The following is a 26,237-nucleotide window of genomic DNA, read 5'->3' on the forward strand; positions in this document are numbered from 1 at the left end:
TACTGCGCAGGCCTTGAGTACTGTGCAGTAGCTGTGGGAGCGGGCGAGCCCGCGAAGCATCCACCGCCAGTCCCTCAGGCTGGCATTCCCCGACGAATAATTCGTTAGCCTGCTTTCATTTCCTTCCTGTAACAGCCATCATGGAACCACGCCCAACCGCCCGCCCGCGAAAGAGCCCATGACCGCGCAACAACCCGCCCCCACCCGCAATACCCTGCACATCACCCTGCAGATCCTGTCGATCGTTTTCTACACCTTCATTGCCTTCCTCTGCATCGGCCTGCCGATTGCGGTACTGCCCAGCTATGTGCATGACCAGCTGGGTTTTGGCGCGGTGATCGCCGGGGTGACCATTGGCCTGCAATACCTGGCCACCTTGCTCAGCCGCCCGTTTGCCGGGCGCGTTGCCGATACGCTTGGGGGCAAGCAGGCCATCCGCTTCGGCCTGCTGGGGATTGCCGGCTGCGGGGTGTTGACCCTGCTGTCGGCCTGGACCCTGACGCTGCCGCTGCTGAGCCTTGCGTTGCTGCTCGCAGGCCGTTTGCTGCTGGGCATCGCCCAGGGGTTGATTGGTGTAGCCACATTGAGCTGGGGCATCAGCCAGGTCGGCCCCGAACACACCGCCAGGGTGATCTCGTGGAACGGGATTGCCTCGTATGGTGCTATCGCGATAGGCGCCCCCTTGGGCGTACTGGCCGTGGACGGGCTGGACTTCAGCGTACTGGGGCCCGCCTTGCTGGTGCTGGCCGTGGCTGCCCTGCTGGTGCTGCGCAAACGTCCTGACGTGGTGGTGGTGCGCGGTGAGCGCCTGCCCTTCTGGTCCGCGTTCGGCCGTGTCGCCCCGTGTGGCCTGGGCCTGACCCTCGCCTCGATCGGCTATGGCACCCTGACCACCTTCGTCACCCTGTACTACCTGGAGCGCGGCTGGGCCGGCGCTGCCTGGTGCCTGAGTGCGTTTGGTGTGTGCTTCATCATTTCGCGGCTGTTGTTCGTCAATGCGGTCAACCGCTTTGGTGGCTACAACGTGGCGGTCGCCTGCATGGCCACCGAAGTGCTTGGCCTGAGCTTGCTATGGCTGGCACCTTCCCCGGCCTGGGCGCTGGTCGGCGCAGGGCTTACCGGTTTCGGGCTGTCGTTGGTGTACCCGGCGCTGGGCGTCGAGGCAATCAAGCAGGTCCCCAGCAGCAGCCGTGGCGCGGGGCTAGGCGCCTATGCGGTGTTCTTTGACATGGCCCTGGCCATCGCCGGGCCTGTAATGGGCGCAGTGGCCGTGCACTTCGGCTATGCCTCGATCTTCTGCGTGGCGGCCCTGCTGGCTTTGGCCGGGGTGGGCCTAACGCTGTTGCTGTCGCGGCGCGCCCGCTTCGGCTGACCGCTCGCCCGGTTGCGGTGCACCCAGTGCCTGGCTGAAGAACGCCGCCGTTTCGCGCTCCAGCGAATGATGAATATGGCGGCGATCCACGCCCTCGGCATCTTTGCACAGTACGGGCATTCGCGTGTATTGCTCGACGTCGCAATGGGCCATGAACACAAAGTGCCCAGCGCCGGCCAGCAGGCGGTAATCCGGTGTAACCGGCAGTTTGCGGGCCAATGCTTCGGCGTTGCGGTCCACGGCCACCAGTTGATCGCTGTCTCCGCTATAGATCAGGGCGGGTACCTGCACCCCGGCCAGGGCATGGCGCCCGAACAGCAAGCTTAACGGGGCCATCAGCATCACCGCCCCCACCCGCTGGTCTGCCTGCGGCGCCAGCTCGCTGCGGTCGGCAATCAGAATCCCGTGGGTTTTGCAGGCGTCGGCGTCGTTCGGGCGTTCCAGGCAGTACTGGCGCAGGCGGTCCAGGTCGGGGCGCGCACCAGACAATATCAACGCGGTTTCGCCGCCGGCCGAATAGCCGATCACACCGACCTTGCCTTCATTCAGGTAAGGCCCGAGCAATGCATCGTCACGGGCAGCTCCGATGGCAGCGCTGACTTGCAGTGGCCGGCCATAAAGATTGCTCAAGGTACCCAGGCGACTGTGATCGCGGGCGTTGTCCCCCGGGTGCACGACCGCTACCACCACGAACCCCTGGCGCGCCAGGGACGTGGCCAGGTAATGCAAGGCCAACGGGCTGCCGGTGTTGCCGTGGGACAACACCAGTAACGGGAACTGGCCCATGGCAACGGGTGCCTCTTCAGCCACCTCGACCGGGTAGCCGTCTATACGGCTGCGATGGGTTGAACCAACGGCCGGGTAAAAAGCCAGGGCTTGCATTGGCCGGTTATCGACCGGGTCGGCCAGTGTCATGTGGTGCAGGCCGGCCACCCATGGCGCAGCCTCGGCGTGGGCCAGCAGGCCGCCGAGCAGCGCCAGTGCCAACATGCAGCGTGGAAGGGTCATCGGCCGGCGGTTCCTTGCAGGGCGAAGTGATAGCCCAGCATAGAGCCGGCCTGGCCGGAACCGCATGAAAACTGGATGAAACCGTCGTCATGCATGTGGCGTGCGCGCCCTATGCATTTGCGCATGGCGTCGAACCCGTGGCATAGATGCAGGTCCACGTCTTTACGTGACCGTTTCGCGCCATTGAAGGAGATTCATGCATGAGCAAGCCCGCCTATGTGCCACCTAAGGTCTGGCGCAACGACGCAGCATCCGGCGGCCAGTTCGCCAGCATCAACCGCCCGGTTGCAGGCCCGACGCACGACAAGGACCTGCCGCAGGGCAAACACCCGCTGCAGCTGTATTCCCTGGCCACGCCCAATGGCGTCAAGGTCACCGTTGCCCTTGAAGAGCTGCTTGCTTTGGGCCATCGCGGTGCCGAGTACGATGCCTGGCTGATCCGCATCGGCGAGGGCGACCAGTTCTCCAGTGGCTTCGTCCAGGTAAACCCCAACTCGAAGATCCCTGCCCTGCTCGACCGTAGCGTCGAGCCACCTGTGCGGGTGTTCGAATCGGGGTCGATCTTGCTGTATCTGGCGGACAAGTTCGGTGCCCTGCTGCCGAAATCGCCGGCCGCACGCACCGAAAGCCTGAACTGGCTGTTCTGGCAGATGGGCGCAGCGCCTTACCTGGGCGGTGGCTTTGGCCACTTCTACGTGTATGCACCAGAGAAGTACGAGTACGCCATCAACCGCTTCACCATGGAAGCCAAGCGCCAGCTGGATGTACTCGACCGCCGCCTGGCCGAAAGCCGCTACCTGGGCGGCGACGAATACAGCATTGCCGATATCGCCGTGTGGCCATGGTATGGCCAGTTGGTGCGCGGCAACCTGTATGGCGCGGCGGAGTTCCTGGCGGTTGACGAATACCCCAACGTGCAGCGCTGGGCCGAGGAAATTGCCCAGCGCCCGGCGGTGCAGCGCGGTACCCGGGTGAACCGGACCTGGGGAGATGAAGACAGCCAGGTGCCCGAGCGGCATCGTGCGGCGGACCTGGATTGAGGGCTAGCCGGGGTCGCTACGCGACCCCAACAATGCCCGCCTGCATAAAACCATTTGCCCCCGCGCAAACCTGCGTCCGTCAAGCCCTTCTTGTACACTCCTCGCATTAGCCCCCACCTGCACATTTTTTTGGTGAACGCATGATCGAGGTAACCGAGGTTTCCATTGCCGAGCTGCGCGACGCGCTCGAGTCGGGCCGCACGACGGCGGTCGAGCTGGTCAAGGCCTACCTGGCGCGTATCGACGCCTACGATGGCGCCAACACCGCCACGGCCCTGAACGCCGTGGTGGTGCGCAACCCTGAGGCGCTGAAAGAAGCCGAGGCCTCCGACGCCCGCCGCGCACAGGGCCAGGTGCTGAGCCCGCTGGACGGCATCCCCTACACCGCCAAGGACAGCTACCTGGTCAAAGGCTTGACCGCTGCTTCCGGCAGCCCTGCCTTCAAGGACCTGGTCGCCCAGCGCGACGCCTTCACCATCGAGCGCCTGCGCGCCGCCGGTGCCGTGTGCCTGGGCAAGACCAACATGCCGCCCATGGCCAACGGTGGTATGCAGCGCGGCGTGTATGGCCGCGCCGAAAGCCCGTACAACGCCAACTACCTGACCGCGCCGTTCGCCTCGGGCTCGTCCAACGGTGCCGGCACCGCCACCGCCGCCAGCTTCAGCGCCTTCGGCCTGGCTGAAGAAACCTGGTCCAGCGGCCGTGGCCCGGCGTCCAACAACGGTTTGTGCGCCTATACCCCATCGCGCGGGGTGATTTCGGTCCGCGGCAACTGGCCGCTGACGCCGACCATGGACGTGGTGGTGCCTTACGCCCGCACCATGGCCGACCTGCTGGAAATCCTCGATGTGGTGGTAGCCGATGACGCTGACACGCGCGGCGACCTGTGGCGCTTGCAGCCTTGGGTGCCGATTCCGGCAGCCTCGACGGTGCGCCCTGAGTCTTACCTGGACCTGGCCGTGGATGCCGGTGCCCTCAAAGGCAAGCGCTTTGGTGTGCCACGTATGTACATCAATGCGGATGCCGAAGCTGGCACCTCCGAGAAGCCGGGTATCGGCGGCCCGACCGGCCAGCGCATCAACACCCGCGCCACGGTGATCGACTTGTGGCAGCAGGCGCGCCAGGCCCTGGAAGCGGCCGGTGCCGAAGTACTGGAAGTGGACTTCCCGCTGGTGTCCAACTGCGAGGGCGACCGCCCGGGCGCCCCGACTGTCTACAACCGTGGCATTGTCAGCAAGGAATTCCTGCACGACGAACTGTGGGAATTGTCCGGCTGGGGCTTCGACGACTTCCTGCGCGCCAACGACGACCCCAAACTCAACCGCCTGGCTGATGTCGATGGCCCACAGATCTTCCCCCACGACCCGGGCACCCTGCCCAACCGTGAAGACGACCTGGCTGCCGGCATGGACGAATACGTCAACATGGCCAAGCGTGGTCTGAAGACCTGGGACCAGATCGAGACCCTGCCTGACGGCCTGCGTGGCCTGGAAAAAACCCGCAAGATGGACCTGGAAGACTGGATGGACACGCTGGGCCTGGATGCTGTGCTGTTCCCGACCGTGGCCGATGTGGGCCCGGCCGACGCCGATGTCAACCCGGCCTCGGCCGACATCGCCTGGAGCAACGGTATCTGGGTGGCCAACGGCAACCTGGCGATCCGTCACCTGGGCGTGCCAACCGTCACCGTGCCGATGGGCGTGATGGCCGATATCGGCATGCCGGTGGGGCTGACCTTTGCCGGGCGGGCCTACAGCGACAATGCGCTGTTGAGCTTTGGTGCAGCCTTCGAGGCGACCGGCTCGCGCCGCATGATCCCGCCACGCACCCCAGCCCTGGGCTGAGTTTCACCGGGGCCGCTTGGCGGCCCATTCGCGCAAAAACGGCCCCCACAGGTATTGCAGCGCCCTTGAATGCGCGGCAATACCTGTGGGTGGTGATTACGATAGTCACATACACCTGATCTACTAAGCCCACTGCAACCGGAAAAATGCCCTCGCAACGGCGTCAACCCTGACGAAATGCGTATCGCACCCTTTCGGTCTGCGGCAAGTGAAGGCACAATGCGTGTCCTTTTTTTGGCCGGCCTGGCCGGGGGCCTTTAAATGATCAAGACGCCGTATTACCTCATCGACAAAACCAAGCTGCTCAGCAACATGGAGAAGATCGCCTACGTGCGTGAACACTCCGGTGCCAAGGCGCTGCTTGCCCTCAAGTGCTTCGCCACCTGGTCGGTGTTCGACCTGATGCAGCAGTACATGGACGGCACCACCTCGTCCTCCCTCTTCGAGCTCAAGCTCGGCCGCCAGAAGTTCGCCGGCGAAACCCACGCCTACAGCGTGGCCTGGGCCGACGATGAGGTCGAGGAAATGCTGGAGAACTGCGACAAGATCATCTTCAACTCGATCGGCCAGTTGCAGCGCTTTGCCGAACAGTCCGAAGGCAAGGTACGCGGGCTGCGCGTCAACCCGCAAGTCAGCAGCTCCGACTACCTGCTGGCCGACCCGGCCCGCCCGTTCAGCCGCCTGGGCGAATGGGACCCGGCCAAGATCGAACAGGTGATCGAGCAGATCTCCGGCTTCATGTTCCACAACAACTGCGAGAACGGCGACTTCGGCCTGTTCGACAAGATGCTCACGCACATCGAAGAGCGCTTCGGCCACCTGCTGCACAAGGTCGAGTGGGTCAGCCTGGGTGGCGGCATCCACTTCACCGGTGAAGACTATGCGGTAGACGCCTTCTGCGCGCGCCTCAAGGCCTTCTCGGAGAAATACGGCGTGCAGGTATACCTGGAGCCGGGCGAAGCGGCCATCACCAACAGCGCCTCGCTGGAAGTGACCGTGCTCGACACCCTGTACAACGGCAAGCACCTGGCCGTGGTCGACAGCTCCATCGAAGCGCACCTGCTCGACCTGCTGATCTATCGCCTCAATGCCAAGATGGCCCCGAATGACGGCGAGCACACCTACATGGTCTGCGGCAAGTCGTGCCTGGCCGGTGACATTTTCGGCGAGTACCAATTCGATCGTCCGTTGGCCATTGGTGATCGCCTGTCGTTCGTCGACACAGCGGGTTACACCATGGTCAAGAAAAACTGGTTCAACGGTCTGAAAATGCCTTCCATCGTGGTCAAGCAGCTCGACGGCAGCGTCGAAGTCGTCCGCGAGTTCGGTTTCGAAGACTACGTTTCCAGCCTGTCGTAAGACTGGCTACTCAAGTAAGGAGCAAAGGGTAAATTGAAGAAGAACGTTCTTATCATTGGTGCAGGAGGTGTCGCCAAGGTGGTGGCCCACAAGTGCGCGCAGCATAACGACGAACTGGGTCGTATCGCTATCGCGTCACGGAACATCTCCAAATGCCAGGCCATCATCGACAGCGTCAAGGCCAAGGGTAGCCTCAAGGTACCCGCCGACATCCAGGCCTTCTCGCTCAACGCCCTCGATGTCGAGGCAACCAAGGCACTGATCCGCGAAACCGAATCGCAGATCGTGATCAACGTGGGGTCCGCCTTCCTCAACATGTCGGTGCTGCGCGCCTGCATCGATACCGGTGTCGCCTACCTGGACACCGCCATCCACGAAGAGCCGGGCAAGATCTGCGAAACCCCGCCGTGGTACGGCAACTACGAGTGGAAACACCTCGAAGAGTGCCAACAAAAGAACATCACTGCCATTCTTGGTGTCGGTTTCGACCCGGGTGTGGTGAACAGCTACGCCAAGCTGGCGCAGCAGCAATACTTCGACAGCATTGATTCGATCGACATTCTCGACGTCAATGCCGGTTCGCATGGCAAGTACTTTGCCACCAACTTCGACCCGGAAATCAACTTCCGCGAGTTCACCGGGCAAGTGTGGAGCTGGCAGAACAGCCAGTGGACCAGCAATACCATGTTCGAGGTCAAGCGTACCGACGACCTGCCGGTGGTAGGTTCGCAAAACCTGTACCTGACCGGTCACGATGAAGTTCACTCGATTTCGAAGAACCTCAACGTGCCGAACGTGCGCTTCTGGATGAGCTTCGGCGAACACTACATCAACGTGTTCACCGTGCTGAAAAACCTGGGCCTGCTCAGCGAGCAACCGGTGAAAACCGCCGAAGGCCTGGAAGTGGTACCGCTGAAAGTGGTCAAGGCCGTGCTGCCGGACCCAGCCTCGCTGGCCCCAGGCTACACCGGCAAGACCTGCATCGGTGACCTGGTCAAAGGCACCAAGGATGGCCAGCCGCGCGAAGTGTTCATCTACAACGTGGCTGACCACGAAGAGGCCTACGCCGAAACCGACAGCCAGGGTATTTCCTACACTGCCGGCGTACCGCCAGTGGCTGCCGCCTTGCTGGTAGCCCGTGGCGAGTGGGATGCCAAGCGCATGGTCAACGTCGAGGAGCTGCCAGCCGAGCCGTTCCTCAAGGCGCTGGACGTGATGGGCCTGCCGACCCGCGTGAAAGATGAAAAAGGCGATCGTCCTTGGGACGCTGAAGCCTAAGCAGCAAACAGAAGGGGCGCCACATGGTGCCCCTTCTGCTTTTACAGGCCAGGCCTCTTCGCGGGCTCGCCCGCTCCCACAAGTAATGCGTCAGTTTCAGGCCTGTGATGATCCTGTGGGAGCGGGCGTGCCCGCGAAGAGGCCAGCACAGGATTACACCCTACTTTCGGGCCTCCAGAATCAGGTTGAACGGCGTCTGCGCCGCCCGCCGGAACTGGCTGAACCCCGCCTCTTCGAACACCGCCCGCAACCGCGCCTCCCCGGCCTGTGCGCCCAGCCCCAAGCCCACTTCCTGCGACAACGAATTCGGCGTGCAGATGAACGTCGACGCGGCATAGAACAACCGCCCGACCGGGTTCAGGTTGCCGTCCAGCGAATCCTCGGCATAAGGCTCTACCAGCATCACCGTACCGTCAGGCTTCAATGCACGGTAGGCGTGCCTGGCCGCCCCCACCGGGTCGCCCATGTCGTGCAGGCAATCGAAGAAGCACACCAGGTCATGGTCATGCCCTGGGTAATCCTTGGCACTTGCCTGCTGGAAACTCACCCGCTCCGCCAGCCCCGCTTCGCGCGCACGTTCATTGGCGGTGGTGATAGAGGGACCGTGGTAGTCATAGCCCACAAAAGTCGACGCCGAAAATGCCTGGGCCATGACCAGCGTGGAGGCGCCGTGCCCGCACCCCACATCCGCCACCTTGGCGCCCGCTTGCAGTTTAGCCACCACACCCTCCAGCGCCGGTAGCCATTCAGCCACCAGGAACGTTCGATAACCCGGCCGGAAGAACCGTTCGGTACCACTGAACATGCATGGGTGGTGGTCGCCCCAGGCCAGCCCGCCATCGCCGCGCATGGCCGCGACCAGCTTGTCCTTGTCATGGAACAATGCCGCGATCACTGCAGCGCCACCCGCCATGTAAGCCGGGGAGTCCTCCAGCGCCAAGGCCATGGCCTGCTCTTCGGGCAACACAAAAAGGCCCTTGTCGTGCGTCATGTAGCCCGATGCCGCCTGGGCGTTCAGCCATTCGCGCACCAGCCGAGGGTGACAGCCGGTCCTGGCCGCCAGCGCCTCGGGCGTGGTCGGCTGGCTGTCGGCCATCGCCCGGTACAGGCCCAGCTCGTCACCCAAGATTACATTTGCCAGCGTCGCTGCGGCGCCCATGTCGCCCACCAGCTTGCCCATGAAATCATGAAGCCTTGCCTCGTCCATGACCTGCCCTCCTCTGCAAGAAGGCCATCGCCAGCGAGGGACATCCGCTCCGGGGAGGCGGTGGTCGGTTCAAGGGTTTGGGCTCGTGGTACAGCGCGTTACCGCGAGCTGTTGGTAAGTTTAGATCTTCTGCCCGGATGAAACGCGATCCAGGCTACATAGCCGTTGAATTCGTCCATCAGGTAACAATTCCTAAACAACGATGTGACATTTTTTTTCAGCTTTCTTATCAAGGAGCTGAACAATGAAGGTCACGGTTTTCGGTACCGGGTATGTCGGCCTCACCCAGGCAGTGTGCCTGGCCCAGGCGGGGCACTCCGTGTTGTGCATGGACGTCGACGCCGAACGGGTTGCCATCCTCAATGAAGGCCATTGCCCGATCTTCGAACCGGGCCTTGCGCCAATGCTGGAGAAAAACCTGGCCTGCGGTCGCTTGCGCTTTACCACCGATGCCGGGAAAGCAGCCCAATACGCCAAGTTGCAATTCATCGCCGTCGGCACCCCGCCACAAGCGGATGGCAGCGCCGACCTGAAGCACGTGTTTGCCGTGGTCGACAGCATCCTTGAACATGCCGATGGCCCCAAGGTGATCGTCAACAAATCCACCGCACCGGTCGGCACCGTGCACCGCATCAAGTCGCGTATTGCCCAGGCCGGCGCCGAACCCGGTCGATTCCAGGTCATCAGCAACCCGGAATTTCTCAAGGAAGGCTCTGCCGTGGACGACTGCATGCGCCCGGAGCGCATCATCATCGGCGGTGCAGAACCGGCTGAGGTAGAGCTGCTGCGCGAGCTGTACCTGCCGTTCAGCCGTAACCGCGAAAAACTGATGATCATGGATGCGCGCAGCGCCGAACTGACCAAGTACGCGGCCAACTGCATGCTGGCGACCAAGATCTCGTTCATCAACGAAATCGCCAACCTGGCCGAGCACCTGGGGGCCGACATCGAGATGGTGCGCCGTGGCATTGGCTCCGACCCGCGCATCGGCTACGACTTCATCTACGCCGGTTGCGGCTTCGGCGGCTCGTGCTTCCCCAAGGACCTGCAAGCCCTGCGCCGCAGCGCCGAGGCTGAAGGGTTCGAACCCCAGTTGCTGCGCGCGGTAGAGTCGGTCAACGAACATCAAAAGGGCCGGCTGTTCAGCAAGATCCAGCGGCATTATCCCGGTGGCCTGCAGGGCAAGGTATTCGCCTTGTGGGGGTTGTCGTTCAAACCCAACACCAACGACATCCGCGAGGCTTCCAGCCGGGTCCTGCTGGAAGCATTGTGGGCCGCTGGCGCAAGGGTGCAGGCCCACGACCCGCAAGCGATGGAGGAGATCCAGCGGCACTACGGCCCGCGTGCCGACCTGCAACTGGTGCCCTGCAAGGACGATGCACTAGAGGGTGCCGACGCGTTGGTCATCGTTACCGAATGGCAAGACTACCGCGTGCTCAACCTGGACAAGGTGCCGCAGTTGCTGGCCGACCGGGTGGTGTTCGACGGGCGTAACCTGTTCGAGCCCGAACACATGGCCACCGCTGGCCTGACGTACTACGGCATCGGCCGTGGCCAGGTGCAGCCAGCATGCCCGTACTGATCACCGGCGTCGCCGGCTTTATCGGCTACCACGTCGCGCAGCGCTTGTGCGAGGCGGGTATCGACGTGGTCGGCATCGACAACCTCAATGCCTACTACAGCGTCGAGCTGAAACTGGCGCGCCTGCGGCAGCTGTTCGGCTTTGCCAACTTCCGCTTCCAGACCCTCGACCTTGCCAATGCTGCCGACCTGCAGCAGCTGTTCAACGGGCAGGCATTCAGTGAAGTGATCCACCTGGCGGCCCAGGCCGGGGTGCGCTATTCACTGGAAAACCCCGGCGTATACGGCCAGGCCAACCTGGTCGGTTTCCTCAATATCCTCGAAGCCTGCCGCCAACAACCGCCACGCCACCTGATCTACGCCTCCAGCAGTTCGGTGTACGGCGCCAATGCCAAGCTGCCGTTCAGTGTCGATGACCCGGTCGAGCAACCTGTGTCGCTCTATGCCGCCAGCAAGCGCGCCAACGAACTGATGGCGCACAGCTATGCGCACCTGTACCGGCTACCGACCACAGGCCTGCGCTTTTTCACGGTGTACGGCCCTTGGGGCCGGCCCGACATGGCGCTGTTCAAATTCACCCGCGCCATGCTCGAAGGCCGCCCGATCGAGGTTTACAACAACGGCCTGATGGGACGCGACTTCACCTACATCGACGACATCGTCGAAAGCGTCCTGCGCCTGCGCCTGAGGCCACCACAGCCTGGCGAAGGGCAACCGCCCTGCCAGCTGTTCAACATCGGCTGTGGCCAACCCGTGCGGCTGCTGCATTTTATCGAATGCCTGGAAGACGCCTTGGGCATCAAGGCGCAGCGCGACTACCTGCCGCTGCAAGCGGGTGACGTGCTGGAGACGTGGGCCGATGTGGGCTCACTGGCGCGCTGGATCGACTTCACTCCGGGCACGTCGCTGGAACACGGCGTAAACGCTTTCGTGGGCTGGTACCGGGATTTCTACCGGGTTTGAGCCACGCAATCACAACACGATCACAGGTAGCCTCATGACAGATCCACTTGACCTCTCGGTGCTCATACCTGCCAGGAACGAGGTCGACAACCTGCCGTCACTGCTGATGGAAATTCGCAGCGCGCTGGCGACAGAACACTATGAAGTGCTGGTGGTTGACGATGGCAGCAGCGACCGCACCCTGAGCGTGCTGCAACACCTGAAAAGCCAGGGTTACACGCAACTGCGCATCCTGCGCCACGACCGCTCGCTGGGCCAGAGCACCTCGCTGTGGCATGCCGCGCAGGCTGCCCGCGGCCAATGGCTGGCCACCCTCGATGGCGACGGCCAGAACGACCCGGCAGACATCCCGGGCATGCTGGCCCTGGTACGCGCCAATCAAGATCTGGGCGGTGGTGTGAAGCTGGTGGCCGGGCACCGGGTCAACCGCCGTGACAGCGCCAGCAAGCGCTGGGCATCGCGCTTCGCCAACGGCCTGCGCAGCCGCCTGCTCAAAGACGCCACGCCCGACACCGGCTGCGGGCTGAAACTGATAGAGCGCGCAGCCTTCCTGCGCCTGCCCTACTTTGACCACATGCACCGCTTTATCCCGGCACTTATCCTGCGCCACAACGGCCGCATGCTGGTGCACCCGGTCAACCACCGACCACGTCACGCCGGGGTGTCCAAGTACGGCAACCTGGACCGCGCCCTGGTCGGCATCCTCGACCTGTTCGGGGTCTGGTGGCTGATCCGCCGCACCCGTCTGGACACGCGCCCCCAGGAGCTCGAAGGATGACCCGCGAAACCCTGTGGCTGATCATCGGCTTCGCCGGCCAGGCCGTTTTCACCGGGCGCTTCGTGCTGCAGTGGCTGTACAGCGAGTTCAAACGCCGCAGTGTCATCCCGGTAGGTTTCTGGTACCTGAGCATGCTCGGCAGCGCGCTGCTGCTGACCTACGCCATTTACCGCCAGGACCCGGTATTCATCATCGGCCAGAGCTTCGGCTTCTTGGTTTACCTGCGCAACCTGCAACTCATCGCCCGCCATCAGGAACAGAAGGAATAGCCCTTGCGCAGGTTCAAGACACTTGGGGCCGAACGCCTGGCCCTGATTGCCCTCGCGGTGTTGTTGGTGGGCGCCGGTATTGGCTGGCGCCAGCCAATGAATGTGGACGAAGAACGCTTTCTCGGCGTCGCCCTGGAAATGCTTCAGAGCGGCAACTGGTTCATCCCCCACCGGGCAGCGGAAATCTACGGCGACAAGCCGCCGCTGTTCATGTGGACCGTGGCCCTGTTCAGCCAACTGACCGGCTCGCCCAGGATAGCCCTCTACCTGCCGGGCCTGCTGTCGGCGGCGACCATCACCTGGGTGCTGCATGACCTGGGGCGGCGCCTGTGGAACCGGCGTATCGGCGTAATCGCCGCGTTGCTGTTCCTGGCCACCTACCAGAGCTACAGCATCCTGCGTACGGGGCAGATCGACAGTTTCCTGTGCCTGTGGGTGGCACTGGGCTTTTACGGCATGGTGCGCCACCTGCTGCTGGGCCCAGCCTGGGGCTGGTTCTACCTGGCCTGTGCGGCCATGGGGCTGGGCATTATCAGTAAGGGTGTGGGCTTTGTCCCGGCGCTGATGTTGCTTCCCTATGCCTGGGCGGTGCGCCGGCGCTGGCACGGTGTAGTCGCCATGCCTGGCCAGTGCTGGCGCTGGAGCCTGGGGCTGCTGTGGTTGCTGGCCGGTTGCGCGGTGTGGCTGCTGCCCCTGTTGGTGTCGATCGCCCATGGCGGTGGCGCGGCGGAGCTGGCGTACCTCAAGGAGATTTTGCTACGCCAGACCGCAAGCCGCTATGCCAACGCCTGGGACCATCGCGAGCCATTCTGGTACTTCTTCGTCAAGGTCATCCCCAAATACTGGCTGCCACTGATCCTCGCCCTGCCCTGGCTGGTGCCCGCCTGGCGCCGGCAATTGCAGAAGCGCGATGGGCGCTTTCTGCTGTTGCTTGGCTGGGTGGCGCTGGTGCTGCTGTTTTTCAGCCTCAGCAGCGGCAAGCGCAAGCTGTATATCTTCCCCGCGCTGCCAGGCCTGGTGCTGGCCATCGCACCACTGGTGCCATGGTTACTCAAACACTGGTTTCAACGCCGACCGGGATGGCGCAGCGTGTTCACTGCCGTGGCCTTGATGTGGTTTGCCCTGTGGTTTGCACGTGGCTTTGTCGAGCCGCTAAAGGAGGGTCGCAACCCGCATGAAACGCTGATGAGCGAGGCGAAACGCGCCACCGGTGGCGCTGAGCTGGTGTTGGTGAACTGGCGCGAGGGGCATTGGCTGTTTGCCCGACAACCGATTGTGCATTTCGGCTTCACCGGCCAATCCAGGGCAGATACGGCGGCCTACTGGTTACGCCAGAACCCTGCCGCTTTCGCCCTGATTCCAGCCACCGAACTGGGCCGCTGCTTCAGTGCCAGCAAGGCCCGCAAGCTGGGCCAGACCTCACGGGCCGAATGGTATGTGGTGGGCGCCGATGCCGAAAACGGCCAATGCCAGAGCGCAGCGCCCAACCACATCTACCGTTTCACATGGGCTAAGGCACAGGCGGATTGAGCTGCAGCACCTCATTGGTGTATGCCCATTCCTTCTGTACCTGGTCCGGGTGGTCATTCAGGCGAATGCCATAGGACGGGATAATCTCCTTGATCTTGGCCTGCCATTGCGGCGTTGCCACCTTGTCCTTGAACACCTTGTTCAGCACATCGAGCATGATGGGTGGTGCGGTCGAGGCGCCCGGCGAAGCCCCCAGCAAGCCGGCGATACTGCCGTCCTTGGACGTCACCACCTCGGTACCGAGCTTGAGCACGCCACCCAATGCTTCGTCTTTCTTGATGATCTGCACCCGCTGGCCGGCCTGCCACAGCCGCCAGTCTTCCTTCTTCGCCTCGGGGAAGTAGGTGCGCAGCGCTTCGAAGCGGTCATTGTCGGATTGCAGCACCTGGCCGATCAGGTACTGCACCAGGTCAAACTCACGTACGCCCACCCGCACCATCGGCCAGGCATTGTGCACACTGGTACTGGCAAGCAGGTCGAGCAGCGAGCCCTGTTTGAGGAACTTGGTCGAGAACGTGGCGAATGGCCCGAAAAGAATCATCCGCTTGCCATCGAGCACCCGGGTGTCCAGGTGCGGCACCGACATCGGCGGTGCGCCGGTCGCGGCAATGCCGTAGGCCTTGGCCATGTGGCGCTGGGCGATGGCCGGGTTGTCGGTGACCAAGAACGAGCCACCGACCGGGAAGCCGGCATAGTCCTTGGCTTCGTCGATGCCCGACTTCTGCAGCAGTGGCAACGCCGCACCGCCAGCACCAATGAACAGGAACTTGGCGTCGGTAGCCGACTTGCTGCCATCTTTCAGATTCTTGTACTCGACGTGCCAGGAGCCGTCATCGTTACGGGTGATTTCCTGCACCTCGCTCGACAGCTTGAGGTCAAAGTTAGGCCGGGTCTGCAGATAGCCCACGTACTGCCGGGTGATCTCGCCAAAATTCACATCGGTGCCGATTGGCGTCCAGGTCACGGCCAGTTTCTGGTTGGGATCGCGCCCTTCCATCATCAACGGCACCCACTTGCGAATCTGCTCGTGGTCTTCGGAATACTGCATGGGCTTGAACAACGGGCTGGCCTGCAGCGCCTCATAGCGCTTTTTCAGGAAGCGGATGTTGTCGTCCCCCCACACGAAACTCATGTGCGGCGTGGTATTGATGAAGGAATGGGGGTTCTTCAATACGCCCTGCTTCACCTGCCAGGCCAGGAACTGGCGGGTGACCTGGAACGACTCGTTGATCTCCACGGCTTTGCTGATGTCGATCTTGCCGTCTTTTTCCGGCGTGTAGTTGAGTTCAGCCAGGGCCGAGTGGCCGGTGCCGGCGTTGTTCCAGCCGTTGGAGCTTTCTTCGGCCACCTTGTCCAGGCGCTCGACCATCTCCATCGACCAGCCTGGCTCCAGCTCGTTGAGCCAGACGGCCAGCGTAGAACTCATGATGCCGCCGCCCACCAGCATCACATCCACCTTTCTGGTTTCCGCTGCCTGGGCATTGAGCATGCCCAATGCCAGCGCCAGCCCGGCCAGCGCCAGTTCCGGCTTGATGGTGATCTTCATAACCTCTCCCGTGCCTCGTTGCTGTCCGTTAGTCCAGCACAAGCTTAGCTGACGGATTTACTCGGGTATGTTCAATGCGAAGCTTCGTGCCTCTTGCAATTCATGAATTCTCAAAATACTGTATGAATAGTCAGTATTTCGAGTCAGTCACATGCAGCTCATCGCCAAACTCGGCATCCTCGCCGACGCCGCCAAGTACGACGCGTCCTGCGCCAGCAGCGGCGCGCCCAAGCGTAATTCACGCGGCGGTGACGGCCTGGGCGCCACCAACGGCATGGGCATCTGCCACAGCTATACCCCCGACGGCCGCTGTGTGTCGCTGCTCAAAGTGCTATTGACCAACTTCTGCCTGTACGACTGCCAGTACTGCGTCAACCGCCGCTCCAGCAACGTACCTCGCGCGCGCTTTACGCCCGAAGAGGTGGTCCGCCTGACGCTGGACTTCTACCGGCGAAACTGCATCAGCGGCCTGTTCCTCAGCTCCGGCATCATCCGTTCGGCGGACTACACCATGGAGCAATTGATCCGCGTAGCCCGGTTGCTGCGCGAAGAACACAACTTCCGCGGTTACATTCACCTCAAGACCATCCCGGATGCCGACCCTCTGCTGATCGAAGAAGCCGGCCGCCTGGCCGACCGACTCAGCGTCAACATCGAGCTGCCCACCGCCGCCAGCCTCAAGCGCCTGGCACCGGAAAAACAGGCGCATACCATCCGCCAGGCAATGGGCGTGATTCACCTGGGCCAACAAGCCGTGGCCAACGAACCCAAGGCCCCGCGCTTCACCCCTGCCGGCCAAAGCACCCAAGTGATTGTCGGTGCCGACAGCACCGACGACAGCACTCTGCTGCGCAATGCCGAGTCGCTCTATCAAGGCTACGGCCTCAAGCGCGTGTATTACTCTGCGTTCAGCCCGATCCCCGACAGCCCGGGCAGCGTGCCCTTGGCTGCCCCGCCGCTACTGCGCGAGCACCGCCTGTACCAGGCCGACTTCCTGCTGCGTGGCTACGGCTACAAGGCGGGTGAACTGCTGGGCCAGAGCGGCAACCTGGCGCTGGACATCGACCCCAAGCTGGCCTGGGCGCTGGCCAACCGAGAGGTATTCCCGCTGGACGTGAACCGCGCCGAGCCCGCGCTGCTGGCGCGTATTCCCGGCATTGGCCTGCGTAGCGTACAGCGCCTGGTTGCGCTGCGCCGAGAGCGGCGCATTCGCTATGACGACCTCATTCAGCTGCGCTGCGTGCTGGACAAGGCACGGCCGTTCATCGTCACCAGCGATTATCGCCCGGCCCAGGCCGAGCTGCGCAGCGGCCTGCTACGGGCGCGTTTGCGAGAGCCGCAGGCGCCCGTGCAGATGGGGTTGTGGGGATGATCGCGCTCGATTGTGATGACCAGTTCGCCACCTGGCGGGATCAGGCCCGGGTATTGCTAGGGCATGGCATCGACCCCTCCGAGGTCACCTGGTCGCAAGGCCCGATGGCCGACCTGCTGGCAATACCGGCAGCGCCCCCGGAAGGTCCAGGCCCCTTTCGTGCCAAAGTCCCGGCCGTGCTGCTGAGCCAGTTGGAGCAGGCTGCCCGTTATCGTGGCGAACAGCGCTGGAACCTGCTGTATGAAGTGCTCTGGCGTGTTGCCCATGGCGACCGGACGGCCATGCTGGCGGGTGACCGGTTGGGCAGTGAGTTGCAACGGCGTATCAAGCAAGTCACCCGGGAGGCGCATCACCTGCATGCCTTTGTGCGCTTCGTACCGCTGCCAGAGACGTTGGCTGATCGCCTGCAACTTGATCTGGTGGCCTATCACGAACCGGCGCATGACGTTCTGGAAAGTGCCAGCCCTCACTTTGCCGACCGTCTGGGGCGTTTACGCTGGTTGATCGCCACGCCACGGGATGGCATTCGCTTCGACGGCCAGGATTTCGATTACCAACGCCAGTGTCCTGAGTATTGGCAGCAATGGGCACGCAATGCCGACGACCCTGGCGCCGAACTGTGGCGCACCTATTACCGCCATACCTTCAACCCTGCCCGCCTCAACCCGGATGCCCTGCGCCTGCACATGCCCGGGCGGTTCTGGCGGCATTTGCCGGAAGGCATGCTGATACCGCAGCTTGAAGGCCTTGCCCGCCAAGGCAAGCAACGGGACGGCCAGGCCCTTGAAGTGGCTTCCCAAGCCGGCAAACAGATCTGCAAGCCCACACAGTCCTACAGCAACCACCCGACATCGCCCTCATCCAGCACACCGCCATGATCCGTTCGATCACCTTTGCGCGCCACCGCCGCGCCTTCGATCAGGAAATGCTCTGCCCCACTCTCTATCACTGCACCACAGGTTGTCCGGTCCCCTACCCTGGCAACCGGCCTGCCATTGAATGTGTAGGCAGCACTGCCGCTCTCTACCTGGTTAACCCCATGCAGCGGGCATTTGTGTCGATGGCCTACAAGGACAACCGGGTTCATTGGGCTTCTCCTTCAGACGGTGCGGTACGGGATTCACGGTCAATGTCCGCTGGCCATTCAACCTTTGGTGCCAGACAGTGCATGTGGCTCAGACCGTCGTCATCGTTCCAGTCGCGGGGTGGGTGCACAAATGTTGGCAAGGCGTCGGGGCCTTGTTGCATGAATAGACGGGCGATGGCCCAGTAGGCTTCGCCTCGATATAGGTTGGAGGTGAACACCACCCGATCAATGACTTCGTTGGTTTCTGGGTTGCGGACAGACAGCATCACATTTTCAATAAGACCGCCGTGACCGGGAGCGTAGACGCGGTAGACCTCGGCGGTAACGTCGTCCCAGTTGTAGGCTACAGGCTTTACACCCCAGTGCTTGCGGCTGAACACGTAAACATAGTGGTATCGGTATTGATAGATATATATTTTTTTTCGCAGACGATTAAAGCGAATTGGCTCGTCTCTTGGCAGCATCAAATCCAATTTGACAACCGAAAGAACAGCCCCAAACAAAACAATCGGACCAATTATTAGCACAACATACATCATCCACTCACGCGTCCAACCGTAACCAATGACAACCCAGTACAACCACAACGTCAAACCAAATAAGAACAGTAAAAAGGGAACGCCAAGCAAGGCCAATACACCACGCAATATGAGAGAAGCCCTAGGCAACTCCAGATAAACATCATCAACATGGTTCGGCGACGGACTTATGTCATCTAGGCTGAAGCGGTGGACTGGCTCTTCATCAACGTGCGGCAGATCGTGGCTCCAGCCCAATGCTCGCCTCCATAAAGCTCTTGACCTACGCTCAATCATTTTGCCCCCGGTTACATATTTCGGAGTACGCACTTTCTATATTACGATCTGGCCAGTACATCACCAGCAATGTCGCCGCTACTATGGAGTGACTTCCTATCGTCGGCATAAGCTCGACAACTCCGGAAATCTCGAGACTAGAAGACTCTTGATCAGCCACCACTACGACATGCTGCTTCTTATCAAAACTAATATCGTTTTTATAGTCAGGCAAATGCGGCGGAGAGAACCCAGAATAGTCAACCGATTTGGACATGGCGTTTAAAACTGAAGCATGACAATCTTCGCCAACCAGGACTTCCCCACCTGAAAAATCTGGAAAATCCCCATCTCCATGGCGATGCACTATTAAACTCCAACTATACGCAGAGTCTTGCCCCATATACCTAGGCAAAACTATCTGAAATTTCAGTTTATGCTCTATTTCCAACCCGACCAATCCCCCTATCCTTGGAGTGGCTGGGTCAGTTGAGATGCTTGACTCAAAGTGCAGCTTAGCCTGCAAGCCCAACGTAGCGGCATTAAGTTCGGCAAAAGCAATGTCCGCATCCTCTGGAGTGCTCCAATGAACAGCAGGCACTTCATCTGCTTTTCCAAAGTGACATCGCCTTGCCCAACGTTCCAGTGGGCTTGATTCGTTTTCTTCAGCTTGTTTGCTTAGTGCATATGCGAAAAGCACCAGTATCACAGCAATACCTAATGGACCAAGCAAAGCAGAGTTCAATACCGCTCCTGCAAAGAAAATGGCTCCACCACCGAAAGACGCTGCAGATAAATAATAATACGTCATCGCTACACCGTCTCCTGCTGCCGAGGCACGTTTAGCAGCAGACATAGCCTGAGCAGCTTCAATAAATCCGGCAGCAGAACTTACTACCGCACCCAGTCTTATTAAGGTGCCTCCAGCGGCTACGGCTCCTTTGACCCACGTCCCCCCCATACGGCCAGCAGTTGACCTCAATACAAGTCCAACCACCTCAAGTTGCCCGCCCAAAATCCCCAAATATGATCCTTGCAACGCCAGCTTGGCCTCATGCGCCTTTGGCCCAATCTCCACTTCCGCTTTTTCCTGATTCCTGCTCAAGCTGTCATGCTGCAAGTACAACCCACCTATCGCCAGCAGCAACTCCCAGCTAGCCGCCACACCTCGCAATCCGCTAAAGCCTGTCCGCACCAACTTCGCCGCCTGCTGCGAAGTGATCTGCATCCCCTGCAACACCTTGCGCGCATTCGCTTCCAGCGTGCCCGCCGCCACCGAGATATCCACCAACGTCCGCTGCGCTTTGTTGCTCGCCTGGGTCACCTTCCTAGTGGCTTCCTCAAGCAACCGGCCACGCACTTCTTCAGCGGTACCCTCCACCCACACCGTCACGCTGATCATGTGGTGGGTAAACCGCGGGTCAAGCACGGCCAAGCTCATTAGCCCGTGCTGCATAATCGGCCGCACCTTGTTCCAGGCCTTGGTTGAATGGAGGTCGAAGTCATCGATATTGCGATGCATGCGGTCCCTGGCCTCGGCAATCGAGGCATTGGCCTTGTGCTGCAATTCGCGCAAGTGGGCACTCTGCAGGGCGTAGTACTCGCCCAGCTTCATCTTCACTTCCAGTTCGATCAGGTGCACGCCGTTGTAGAGATACTGCGTCGCGCTGTTCAGGTGCCGCACAGCGTTCTGAATGCCTGGCGGCAGGCTGGGCGCCAAGCGCTGGCTAGCGGCGTTGAGAGCACCTTGGGTTTCGGCAATGGCCTGCTTGAGTGTGTTGCGCATGCGCAAGCCGGCGTCGTCGCTGGCGATGATCTTGCTCAGCATGCCGTAGAGCTTGTCGCTGTCGTTCCAGTTGATAACGTCGGTGGCGGAAAAACTGGGCAGTAACCCGGCCAACAACGCACGGTCGCGCATCAGCAAGGCGCGGTAAGGGGGACTATCCGGGTCTTGCAGCCATTTCAACCAGAGCATTTCGCTGGTGCCGGCTGCGGGAGCCGTATCGGGTGCCACGGCTTCGGTGATACCGCCGCCCAGGCACAACGCCATGGTCTTGGCATACGCCACGCCAGACTCACGATGATCGCCGTCGTAGTCGTACTGCTCGGCCACCTTGAACATGGGTGTGTCGAACATCGCAACATAAGCACGGGCGTTCTTGTCGATGTAGCTTTGAAACTCAGTTTCTCGCTGGTCGTATTCGGCCTGAAAAGCCGCCCGTTGCGGCTCGTGGTAGCGCTGTTCGAGTTTATCGTCACTGTCCTTCAGCGCTTGCTCGACCATCCGCTGCCGATCGACCGTCGGATCAATCGGAACGAACGGCCCTCGACCCGCCATCGGTTCCAGCGACGGCACTTTCTGCGCCGCCCACTCCCGGTGCGTGGCACGAATGACCTGCAGGATCTGCGAGGTTTGCAACTGGTACGCTCGCATGGGGTCTTCGCGCCAGACCTGGCGCTTCACCACCCAGTTCAAGCGCTGATGGTTGAACTCCTGAATCAAACCCACGGTATCGTCGAGCACCACCGCCAGCACACCGTTCTCCAGCTTGTGCCGGTTCATCGCGTTGACCAGGTATCCCTTCAAGGCAAACCGGCGCAGCCAGCGGGTATGGAAGCCATGCGCACTGTCGAACGGCGAGCACCCATACTGCGCGTATTCGAGAACCTCCTTGTCGACCTGCAAATTGTCGGGCGTCATGGCGATGCCCAGCAACTCGGGGTTGTGACGCGCCTGAGTCAGGTCTACCCCTTCGAAGCGATGGGCAGGCGCCTGGCCCTTCTTGTAGGCATCCAGCACACTTACCGGCCAAGGGTCGCTGGAGAAGGCTAGCCAGGCGCTGCCATAGCGGTCGGTGTCGATGTTGAGGAAGGACGAGGGAATGTCGTGGTTTTCATTCACGCACTTCTCGGGCAGCGATGCCGGCAGGCCATCTGACGGCTCGTAGAGATTGAAACGGCGCAGGTGGCCCTGCTCGCTGACTTCGTAGGCATGCCAGACCTGCTGGTCGAGCAGCACGTACAGGTAGCCCATGCGCAAGGTGCGTACGCCTAGCTTGGCCGAGACATGCAGACTACCGGCCACGGTGGTGAGGCACTGCGGGCGGGTATCCGGCACCAGGGCGCGGCGCAGGGGCAGGATCGGCAGGCCTTGGCGTTCGCAGGCCATACACTGGTCGTGCGGGAGCGCAGCTTCTGCCAGCGCAAGGGTCACGGCTTCATTGATATTCATCGGCGGTCCTCGGATCCGGGCAGGCTGTCAACCGTGCGTTGCCATTGCTCATCGGAGTACTGGGCAAACATCGACGCGAGCGGACGTTGTCCTTGGGCTGCCGCGTCAATCATGCTGCGTACGGCGGGTACGGTGTGCAGGCGGGAGTGAAGGCAAAGGTGATAAAGGGCGAACACCTGAATGTCATGTGATGCGCTCAAGCCCAGCATGCGTGCGTCATCGATGAAGTTGGAGGCGCGCACGGCCGCGAAAGGCGGGATCTCGCGCTGATTCATTGCGGAAGGACCTGCCCTCAACTTCCTCCAGGCCGAGAGCACCTGCTCGATCATCTTCACATCCTCCTGAATACGCTGGGCAGGCTCCGGCAAAGCATGCCGCTGCCCGCTCTGCCCTTTCAGGTGCGCCAACCTGCCACCGCTACTCAGGAACAACCAGTTGTTGATCGGCCACCATGGGCCATGCTCGACCTGCTTGAACGTCGCCGCGAGCAGCTCCAGGCGAACCGGCTCGTACACCGGATAGAAGCTGGACGCCCGTTTGACATCGGGTATTCGGCAAATGGCCGTGAGATGGGCGGCTACCGTGTCCGAGGTGGCTTCACTGAACAGCCAGCCACTCAGGTAGCGCCGATGGTGGTGCAGCCCTCTGTACGCTGCACGCGCAGTCAGCGCCAGCAACTCACGGCTGGGCAATGTTCCGGGTGAAGCCAGGCAAGCCAGAACTGGATGCAGGTGGGGCGCATGGGCCAGATCGGCCCTGTGCACACGCGTCAATGCCGCCTCGCCCAACGCTTCGCGCAGGTGTGCAAGCAAGGCATGGTCACTCTTGCCAGCTATCGCGAGCGGGTCGACCAATACATGGCAATGCAGGTGCGCCGCGTGATGCCCTTCGATGCGGCTGATCAGGCTCTCGACATTCATGCCTTGACCTCACACTTGCTGCTGGCGTCAGGCGTAAGCTCAAATGACGGGCTATCACCATCCCCTTTCGCAACGGCCTTGGTCTGCCCTTTCAGGTCGAGTGCAAGGCCATTGATGGTAATGCCCTGCGCATCCAGCACGATGCTGCCGCCAGGGCTTCTCAATTCGATGCGCTCACTGGCCAGCAACTGAAATACTGTCGTGCGTTGTTGCACGCCCTGCCCGACGCTGATCGACTGAGCCCCTTTGACCACAAGCTCGCAGTTGCTCCCCGTGACAACGCGGTGATTGCCACCCGTTGACTCAGAGCGGTTGTTGGCCACGTTTTCGACCAGGTCACACTTGATATCCAACAGGCTGTTTTGCCCGATGACCTGGGTATGGTTGTATGCCGTTTCCTGACGGAAGTTGTTGCCAATGCTCAGTTGCTCATCATTGCCGACCTGCTCGACACGATTGCGCCCCACACGCGTGGTCTCATCATTGCCGACCACATTGTTCTGGTCCCGCTGGGCATGGATGAACACTTCCTCTTTGCCCAGTTCGTCCTCGAAACGCAGTTCGTTGTAACCATCACCTTTATGGGTCTGGCTCTTGATGGTCATGCGTGTCTTGTGTTCGGGCAGGTCGTAGGGCGGTAACTGATCACCGCAGTAGGTGCGCCCGGTGATCATCGGCTGGTCCGGGTCGCCGTTGACGTACTGGATGATCACGTCCTGGCCGATGCGCGGAATGGCCATCGAGCCCCAACTGCCACCGGCCCAGCCCTGCGACACGCGTACCCAGCAGGAGCTGAACTCGTTGTTCTGGCTTTCACGGTCCCACGGGAAGCTGACTTTCACCCGGCCCCATTGGTCGCAATAGATTTCTTCGCCCTTCGGCCCGACCACCGTGGCCATGTGCGGGCCGTCGATGCGCGGCCGGGGCAACGGGGCCGGCCGCCATTCGGCTCTGCCGGGGACCAGCACGGCTTCCTGCTTGTAGCGTGTGCCTTGCCGGGCAACTGCGGCTTCCTCTTGCAAGCTGGTGAACTGGACGCCTTCGTGGTGCACGCGGTTGACCCGCCAATGCAGGTTCAGGTCTTCGCGCGGGTGCTCGATCAGGGTGAAGCTCAGGCCCGGTTGCAGGCGCACATCGTCGCCTTCCACCTCGGCCATACGGGCGTCATGGCGCAGGGCGGTGATACGGGTGGCGGTGAAGGGCACGCCGACCGCCTCACGCTTGTATCGACCGGGATAGTCGAAGCGTTCGTAGGCGGTGGACTGGTGCGTCAGGTCGCTGCCCTGGGCACGCTGTTCCAGGCGGTACGCCGGGTGGATGAAGGTGTAGTCGCGCTGCACCTGGCGGGCGGTACGCACCTGTTCGCTGTAGCGCAGGCGGCGCAGGCAAGGCCTGGCCTGATTGCCGCCGCTGGTGGCGTGGTACAGCACCTGGTTGGGGTCGATGTCGTCCGGCTCGAAGAAACCGTCGTCCGCGTCGTCGGCCTGGATGGCGCCCAGGCTGATCTGCCCCAGCGCCAGCAACCGGTCGGTGATGATCAGCGTGTGGCCTTTTGGCGTGTGTTCGAAGCGGTAGACGAAGCCTTCTTCGGCAGCCAGGCGGGCGATGAAGTCGAGGTCGGTTTCACCGGCCTGCACGCAGAACTCGCGCACCTCGTGTTTGTCGATGCTCTTCAGCGTGTAGCCGGTGATGCCCTGGCGCTCGAGCATCATCTGCAGAATCTGAGGCACGGTTTTCTGCTGGAAGATGCGCCAGTTCGAGCGCAGCCCCGCGCGGGCCAGCACGGGTTCGACCAGAGCACGGTAACGGGTGCGGTGAAAGCCCGTTTCGCCCTGGCTGAAGGTGCTGACCAGCCCGTGCACATAGCGCTGCGGGCGCTCACCACGCCAGATCGTGAACAGCACCGGCTTGTCGAGCAGCTGGCCGAAGTCGACATCGTCTTCGAAGCTGATCAGTTCCAGCTGCAACTGGAACGGCGTGCTGATGGCCTCGTCCAGCTCGAACGACACGACCTCGAACTCGCTGCGGCCAACCAGCGGCTGGAAGGTAAAACGCAAATCGGTTTGGCTAGGCATGTGGCATCCCCTGCTACTGCTGCAAAATGGCGTTAAGCGACTCCAGTACCTCGGCGGTGATCAGGTCGAGGCGGTAGCTGTAATAGCTGTAGGCGCAGACCATGGCGATGGCCGAGAGCACCAACGGGCTCCACCAGGGCCATTCCCAACGCAGCCTGCGGTAGGGGCGATCGACGACGTTGGTGTAGGGGTCGCAGAGCTCTTCCGGCGTGGGGCCGCGCAGTTCGCGGATGACCTTGTGCATGCGCGAGATCAGGGCCTTGATGATGTCGTCGCACTTGGGGTCGAGGGCGTGCTTGCCGCGCAGGCCCAGGCAAATGCAGAAGTACAGGAACTCCAGTACATCCTGGAACTCCTTGGGCGACTGCATGACCCGTTCGAGCAGCACGAAGATTTTTTCGCCGCCCTGGGTTTCGTCGTGGAAGATGCTGAGCAGCGGTTCGTGGCTCCAGCACGAATTGTTGCCCCAGGGGCGGCTCATCACGGCCTCGTCCAGGAACAGGCACAGGCCGTAGGAGTAGACTTCCTGCTGGGCAACGGGGTAGCCGTGCTGCCGGATTTCTTCGCGGATGTTGCGGACCTGGTTCTGCACGGTCTTGTGCACATAGGCGATGTTGGGCAGGTCATCCAGTGTGCTCAGGCGAATGGCCAGGCCGAACAGCGGGGTGGCGGCGTCGAGCATCAGGTTCTCGAAGCCGCCGCGCAGTTGGAAGTCCGGGTCCGCGGGGTAGCCTTCGTAATCCGGGTGATCGGCTCGCCTTCCCTCGTCGGCCGGGTAAGGCGAGCCGGTCTCCTGCGGGCCATCGAGCATCCCGTGCAGGGTGTTTTCGGTTACATCGCGGGCATCGGAGGCGCCCTCGGGTTTTACCGGAGGAATATCGAGTGGGCCGGGCATGAAGTGGTCCTTGTCTTCCAGCAGGCTGAAGACAGGAACACTATCGGGGAATCAATTCTTCAAGGAGTCTGGGGCTTCCTAAACGGT

At 61.7% G+C, this 26,237-nt stretch carries 21 protein-coding genes; 12 read left to right on the top strand and 9 right to left on the bottom strand.

What is annotated here, in order from left to right:
• Nucleotides 1–178: 178 nt before the first annotated feature.
• On the top strand, nucleotides 179–1,372 hold the full coding sequence (locus A0O30_RS27005) for an MFS transporter (protein ID WP_105948754.1): 1,194 nt from the start codon (nucleotides 179–181) through the stop codon (nucleotides 1,370–1,372).
• Here A0O30_RS27005 and A0O30_RS27010 read toward each other — a convergent pair.
• Nucleotides 1,334–2,380, bottom strand: a complete 1,047-nt coding sequence (locus tag A0O30_RS27010; RefSeq protein WP_105948755.1) for a dienelactone hydrolase — start codon at nucleotides 2,378–2,380, stop codon at nucleotides 1,334–1,336. The genes A0O30_RS27005 and A0O30_RS27010 overlap by 39 nt on opposite strands.
• A 200-nt stretch (nucleotides 2,381–2,580) precedes the next feature.
• Here A0O30_RS27010 and yghU point away from each other — a divergent pair, with 200 nt between their 5' ends.
• From yghU to A0O30_RS27030, 4 genes are all read left to right on the top strand, one after another.
• On the top strand, nucleotides 2,581–3,420 hold the full coding sequence (gene yghU, locus A0O30_RS27015; protein WP_105948756.1) for a glutathione-dependent disulfide-bond oxidoreductase: 840 nt from the start codon (nucleotides 2,581–2,583) through the stop codon (nucleotides 3,418–3,420).
• Nucleotides 3,421–3,560: 140 nt separating this feature from the next.
• Nucleotides 3,561–5,264: an amidase gene (locus tag A0O30_RS27020; RefSeq protein WP_105948757.1), complete on the top strand. Its 1,704-nt coding sequence runs from the start codon at nucleotides 3,561–3,563 to the stop codon at nucleotides 5,262–5,264.
• A 261-nt stretch (nucleotides 5,265–5,525) separates the two neighbouring features.
• Nucleotides 5,526–6,623 (top strand): carboxynorspermidine decarboxylase, encoded by a 1,098-nt coding sequence (nspC, locus tag A0O30_RS27025; protein WP_016715639.1) that lies wholly within the window; start codon nucleotides 5,526–5,528, stop codon nucleotides 6,621–6,623.
• A 33-nt stretch (nucleotides 6,624–6,656) separates the two neighbouring features.
• Complete coding sequence (locus tag A0O30_RS27030; protein ID WP_016394970.1) at nucleotides 6,657–7,901, top strand: saccharopine dehydrogenase family protein; 1,245 nt, start codon at nucleotides 6,657–6,659, stop codon at nucleotides 7,899–7,901.
• Between the two features lie 160 nt (nucleotides 7,902–8,061).
• On the opposite strand, the gene A0O30_RS27035 is transcribed toward A0O30_RS27030, so the two are convergent.
• Nucleotides 8,062–9,108 carry a class I SAM-dependent methyltransferase gene (locus A0O30_RS27035; RefSeq protein WP_105948758.1) on the bottom strand — a complete coding sequence of 349 codons (1,047 nt, stop codon included), beginning with the start codon at nucleotides 9,106–9,108 and terminating at the stop codon, nucleotides 8,062–8,064.
• Nucleotides 9,109–9,352: 244 nt separating this feature from the next.
• Between A0O30_RS27035 and A0O30_RS27040 the strand changes: the two genes are divergently transcribed.
• From A0O30_RS27040 to A0O30_RS27060, 5 genes are read left to right on the top strand one after another with little or no spacing between them, the layout of a single operon-like run.
• Nucleotides 9,353–10,690 carry a UDP-glucose/GDP-mannose dehydrogenase family protein gene (locus A0O30_RS27040; protein ID WP_105948759.1) on the top strand — a complete coding sequence of 446 codons (1,338 nt, stop codon included), beginning with the start codon at nucleotides 9,353–9,355 and terminating at the stop codon, nucleotides 10,688–10,690.
• Nucleotides 10,678–11,652 (top strand): NAD-dependent epimerase/dehydratase family protein, encoded by a 975-nt coding sequence (locus tag A0O30_RS27045; protein ID WP_105948760.1) that lies wholly within the window; start codon nucleotides 10,678–10,680, stop codon nucleotides 11,650–11,652. The genes A0O30_RS27040 and A0O30_RS27045 overlap by 13 nt, the downstream gene beginning before the upstream one ends.
• Before the next feature lie 34 nt (nucleotides 11,653–11,686).
• Entirely contained in the window at nucleotides 11,687–12,430 is a 744-nt protein-coding gene (locus A0O30_RS27050) for a glycosyltransferase family 2 protein (RefSeq protein WP_105948761.1), read from the top strand.
• Nucleotides 12,427–12,699: a lipid-A-disaccharide synthase N-terminal domain-containing protein gene (locus A0O30_RS27055; RefSeq protein WP_016486575.1), complete on the top strand. Its 273-nt coding sequence runs from the start codon at nucleotides 12,427–12,429 to the stop codon at nucleotides 12,697–12,699. The genes A0O30_RS27050 and A0O30_RS27055 overlap by 4 nt, the downstream gene beginning before the upstream one ends.
• Nucleotides 12,700–12,702: 3 nt before the next feature.
• Nucleotides 12,703–14,229 carry a glycosyltransferase family 39 protein gene (locus A0O30_RS27060; RefSeq protein WP_105948762.1) on the top strand — a complete coding sequence of 509 codons (1,527 nt, stop codon included), beginning with the start codon at nucleotides 12,703–12,705 and terminating at the stop codon, nucleotides 14,227–14,229.
• Here the strand turns inward: A0O30_RS27060 and mqo are convergent.
• A complete protein-coding gene (gene mqo, locus A0O30_RS27065) occupies nucleotides 14,210–15,775 on the bottom strand; it encodes a malate dehydrogenase (quinone) (RefSeq protein WP_105948763.1) in 1,566 nt (521 codons plus the stop codon). The two genes, A0O30_RS27060 and mqo, sit on opposite strands and share 20 nt — an antisense overlap.
• A 151-nt stretch (nucleotides 15,776–15,926) precedes the next feature.
• On the opposite strand from mqo, the gene A0O30_RS27070 reads away from it, so the two are divergent.
• Both A0O30_RS27070 and A0O30_RS27075 read left to right on the top strand, forming a co-directional pair.
• A complete protein-coding gene (locus A0O30_RS27070) occupies nucleotides 15,927–17,147 on the top strand; it encodes a putative DNA modification/repair radical SAM protein (protein ID WP_105948764.1) in 1,221 nt (406 codons plus the stop codon).
• Nucleotides 17,138–18,025: a TIGR03915 family putative DNA repair protein gene (locus A0O30_RS27075; RefSeq protein WP_105948765.1), complete on the top strand. Its 888-nt coding sequence runs from the start codon at nucleotides 17,138–17,140 to the stop codon at nucleotides 18,023–18,025. Before A0O30_RS27070 ends, A0O30_RS27075 begins: the two co-directional genes overlap by 10 nt.
• Here A0O30_RS27075 and A0O30_RS27080 read toward each other — a convergent pair.
• The 6 genes from A0O30_RS27080 to icmH are packed head-to-tail and all read right to left on the bottom strand — an operon-like array spanning nucleotide 17,980 to nucleotide 26,150.
• Nucleotides 17,980–18,234: a PAAR domain-containing protein gene (locus A0O30_RS27080; protein ID WP_105948766.1), complete on the bottom strand. Its 255-nt coding sequence runs from the start codon at nucleotides 18,232–18,234 to the stop codon at nucleotides 17,980–17,982. The two genes, A0O30_RS27075 and A0O30_RS27080, sit on opposite strands and share 46 nt — an antisense overlap.
• Nucleotides 18,231–19,010, bottom strand: a complete 780-nt coding sequence (locus A0O30_RS28100; protein ID WP_256589830.1) for a DUF6708 domain-containing protein — start codon at nucleotides 19,008–19,010, stop codon at nucleotides 18,231–18,233. The genes A0O30_RS27080 and A0O30_RS28100 overlap by 4 nt, the downstream gene beginning before the upstream one ends.
• Nucleotides 19,011–19,041: 31 nt before the next feature.
• Nucleotides 19,042–22,260, bottom strand: a complete 3,219-nt coding sequence (locus tag A0O30_RS27090; RefSeq protein WP_105948767.1) for a T6SS effector BTH_I2691 family protein — start codon at nucleotides 22,258–22,260, stop codon at nucleotides 19,042–19,044.
• Complete coding sequence (locus A0O30_RS27095) at nucleotides 22,257–23,180, bottom strand: hypothetical protein (RefSeq protein ID WP_105948768.1); 924 nt, start codon at nucleotides 23,178–23,180, stop codon at nucleotides 22,257–22,259. The genes A0O30_RS27090 and A0O30_RS27095 overlap by 4 nt, the downstream gene beginning before the upstream one ends.
• Complete coding sequence (locus A0O30_RS27100; RefSeq protein ID WP_105948769.1) at nucleotides 23,177–25,255, bottom strand: type VI secretion system Vgr family protein; 2,079 nt, start codon at nucleotides 25,253–25,255, stop codon at nucleotides 23,177–23,179. Before A0O30_RS27100 ends, A0O30_RS27095 begins: the two co-directional genes overlap by 4 nt.
• 13 nt (nucleotides 25,256–25,268) lie before the next feature.
• On the bottom strand, nucleotides 25,269–26,150 hold the full coding sequence (gene icmH / locus A0O30_RS27105; RefSeq protein WP_105948770.1) for a type IVB secretion system protein IcmH/DotU: 882 nt from the start codon (nucleotides 26,148–26,150) through the stop codon (nucleotides 25,269–25,271).
• Between the last annotated feature and the right edge of the window lie 87 nt (nucleotides 26,151–26,237).

Origin of the sequence: Pseudomonas sp. LLC-1 (genome assembly GCF_002992185.1) — a bacterium.
Lineage (GTDB): Bacteria > Pseudomonadota > Gammaproteobacteria > Pseudomonadales > Pseudomonadaceae > Aquipseudomonas > Aquipseudomonas monteilii.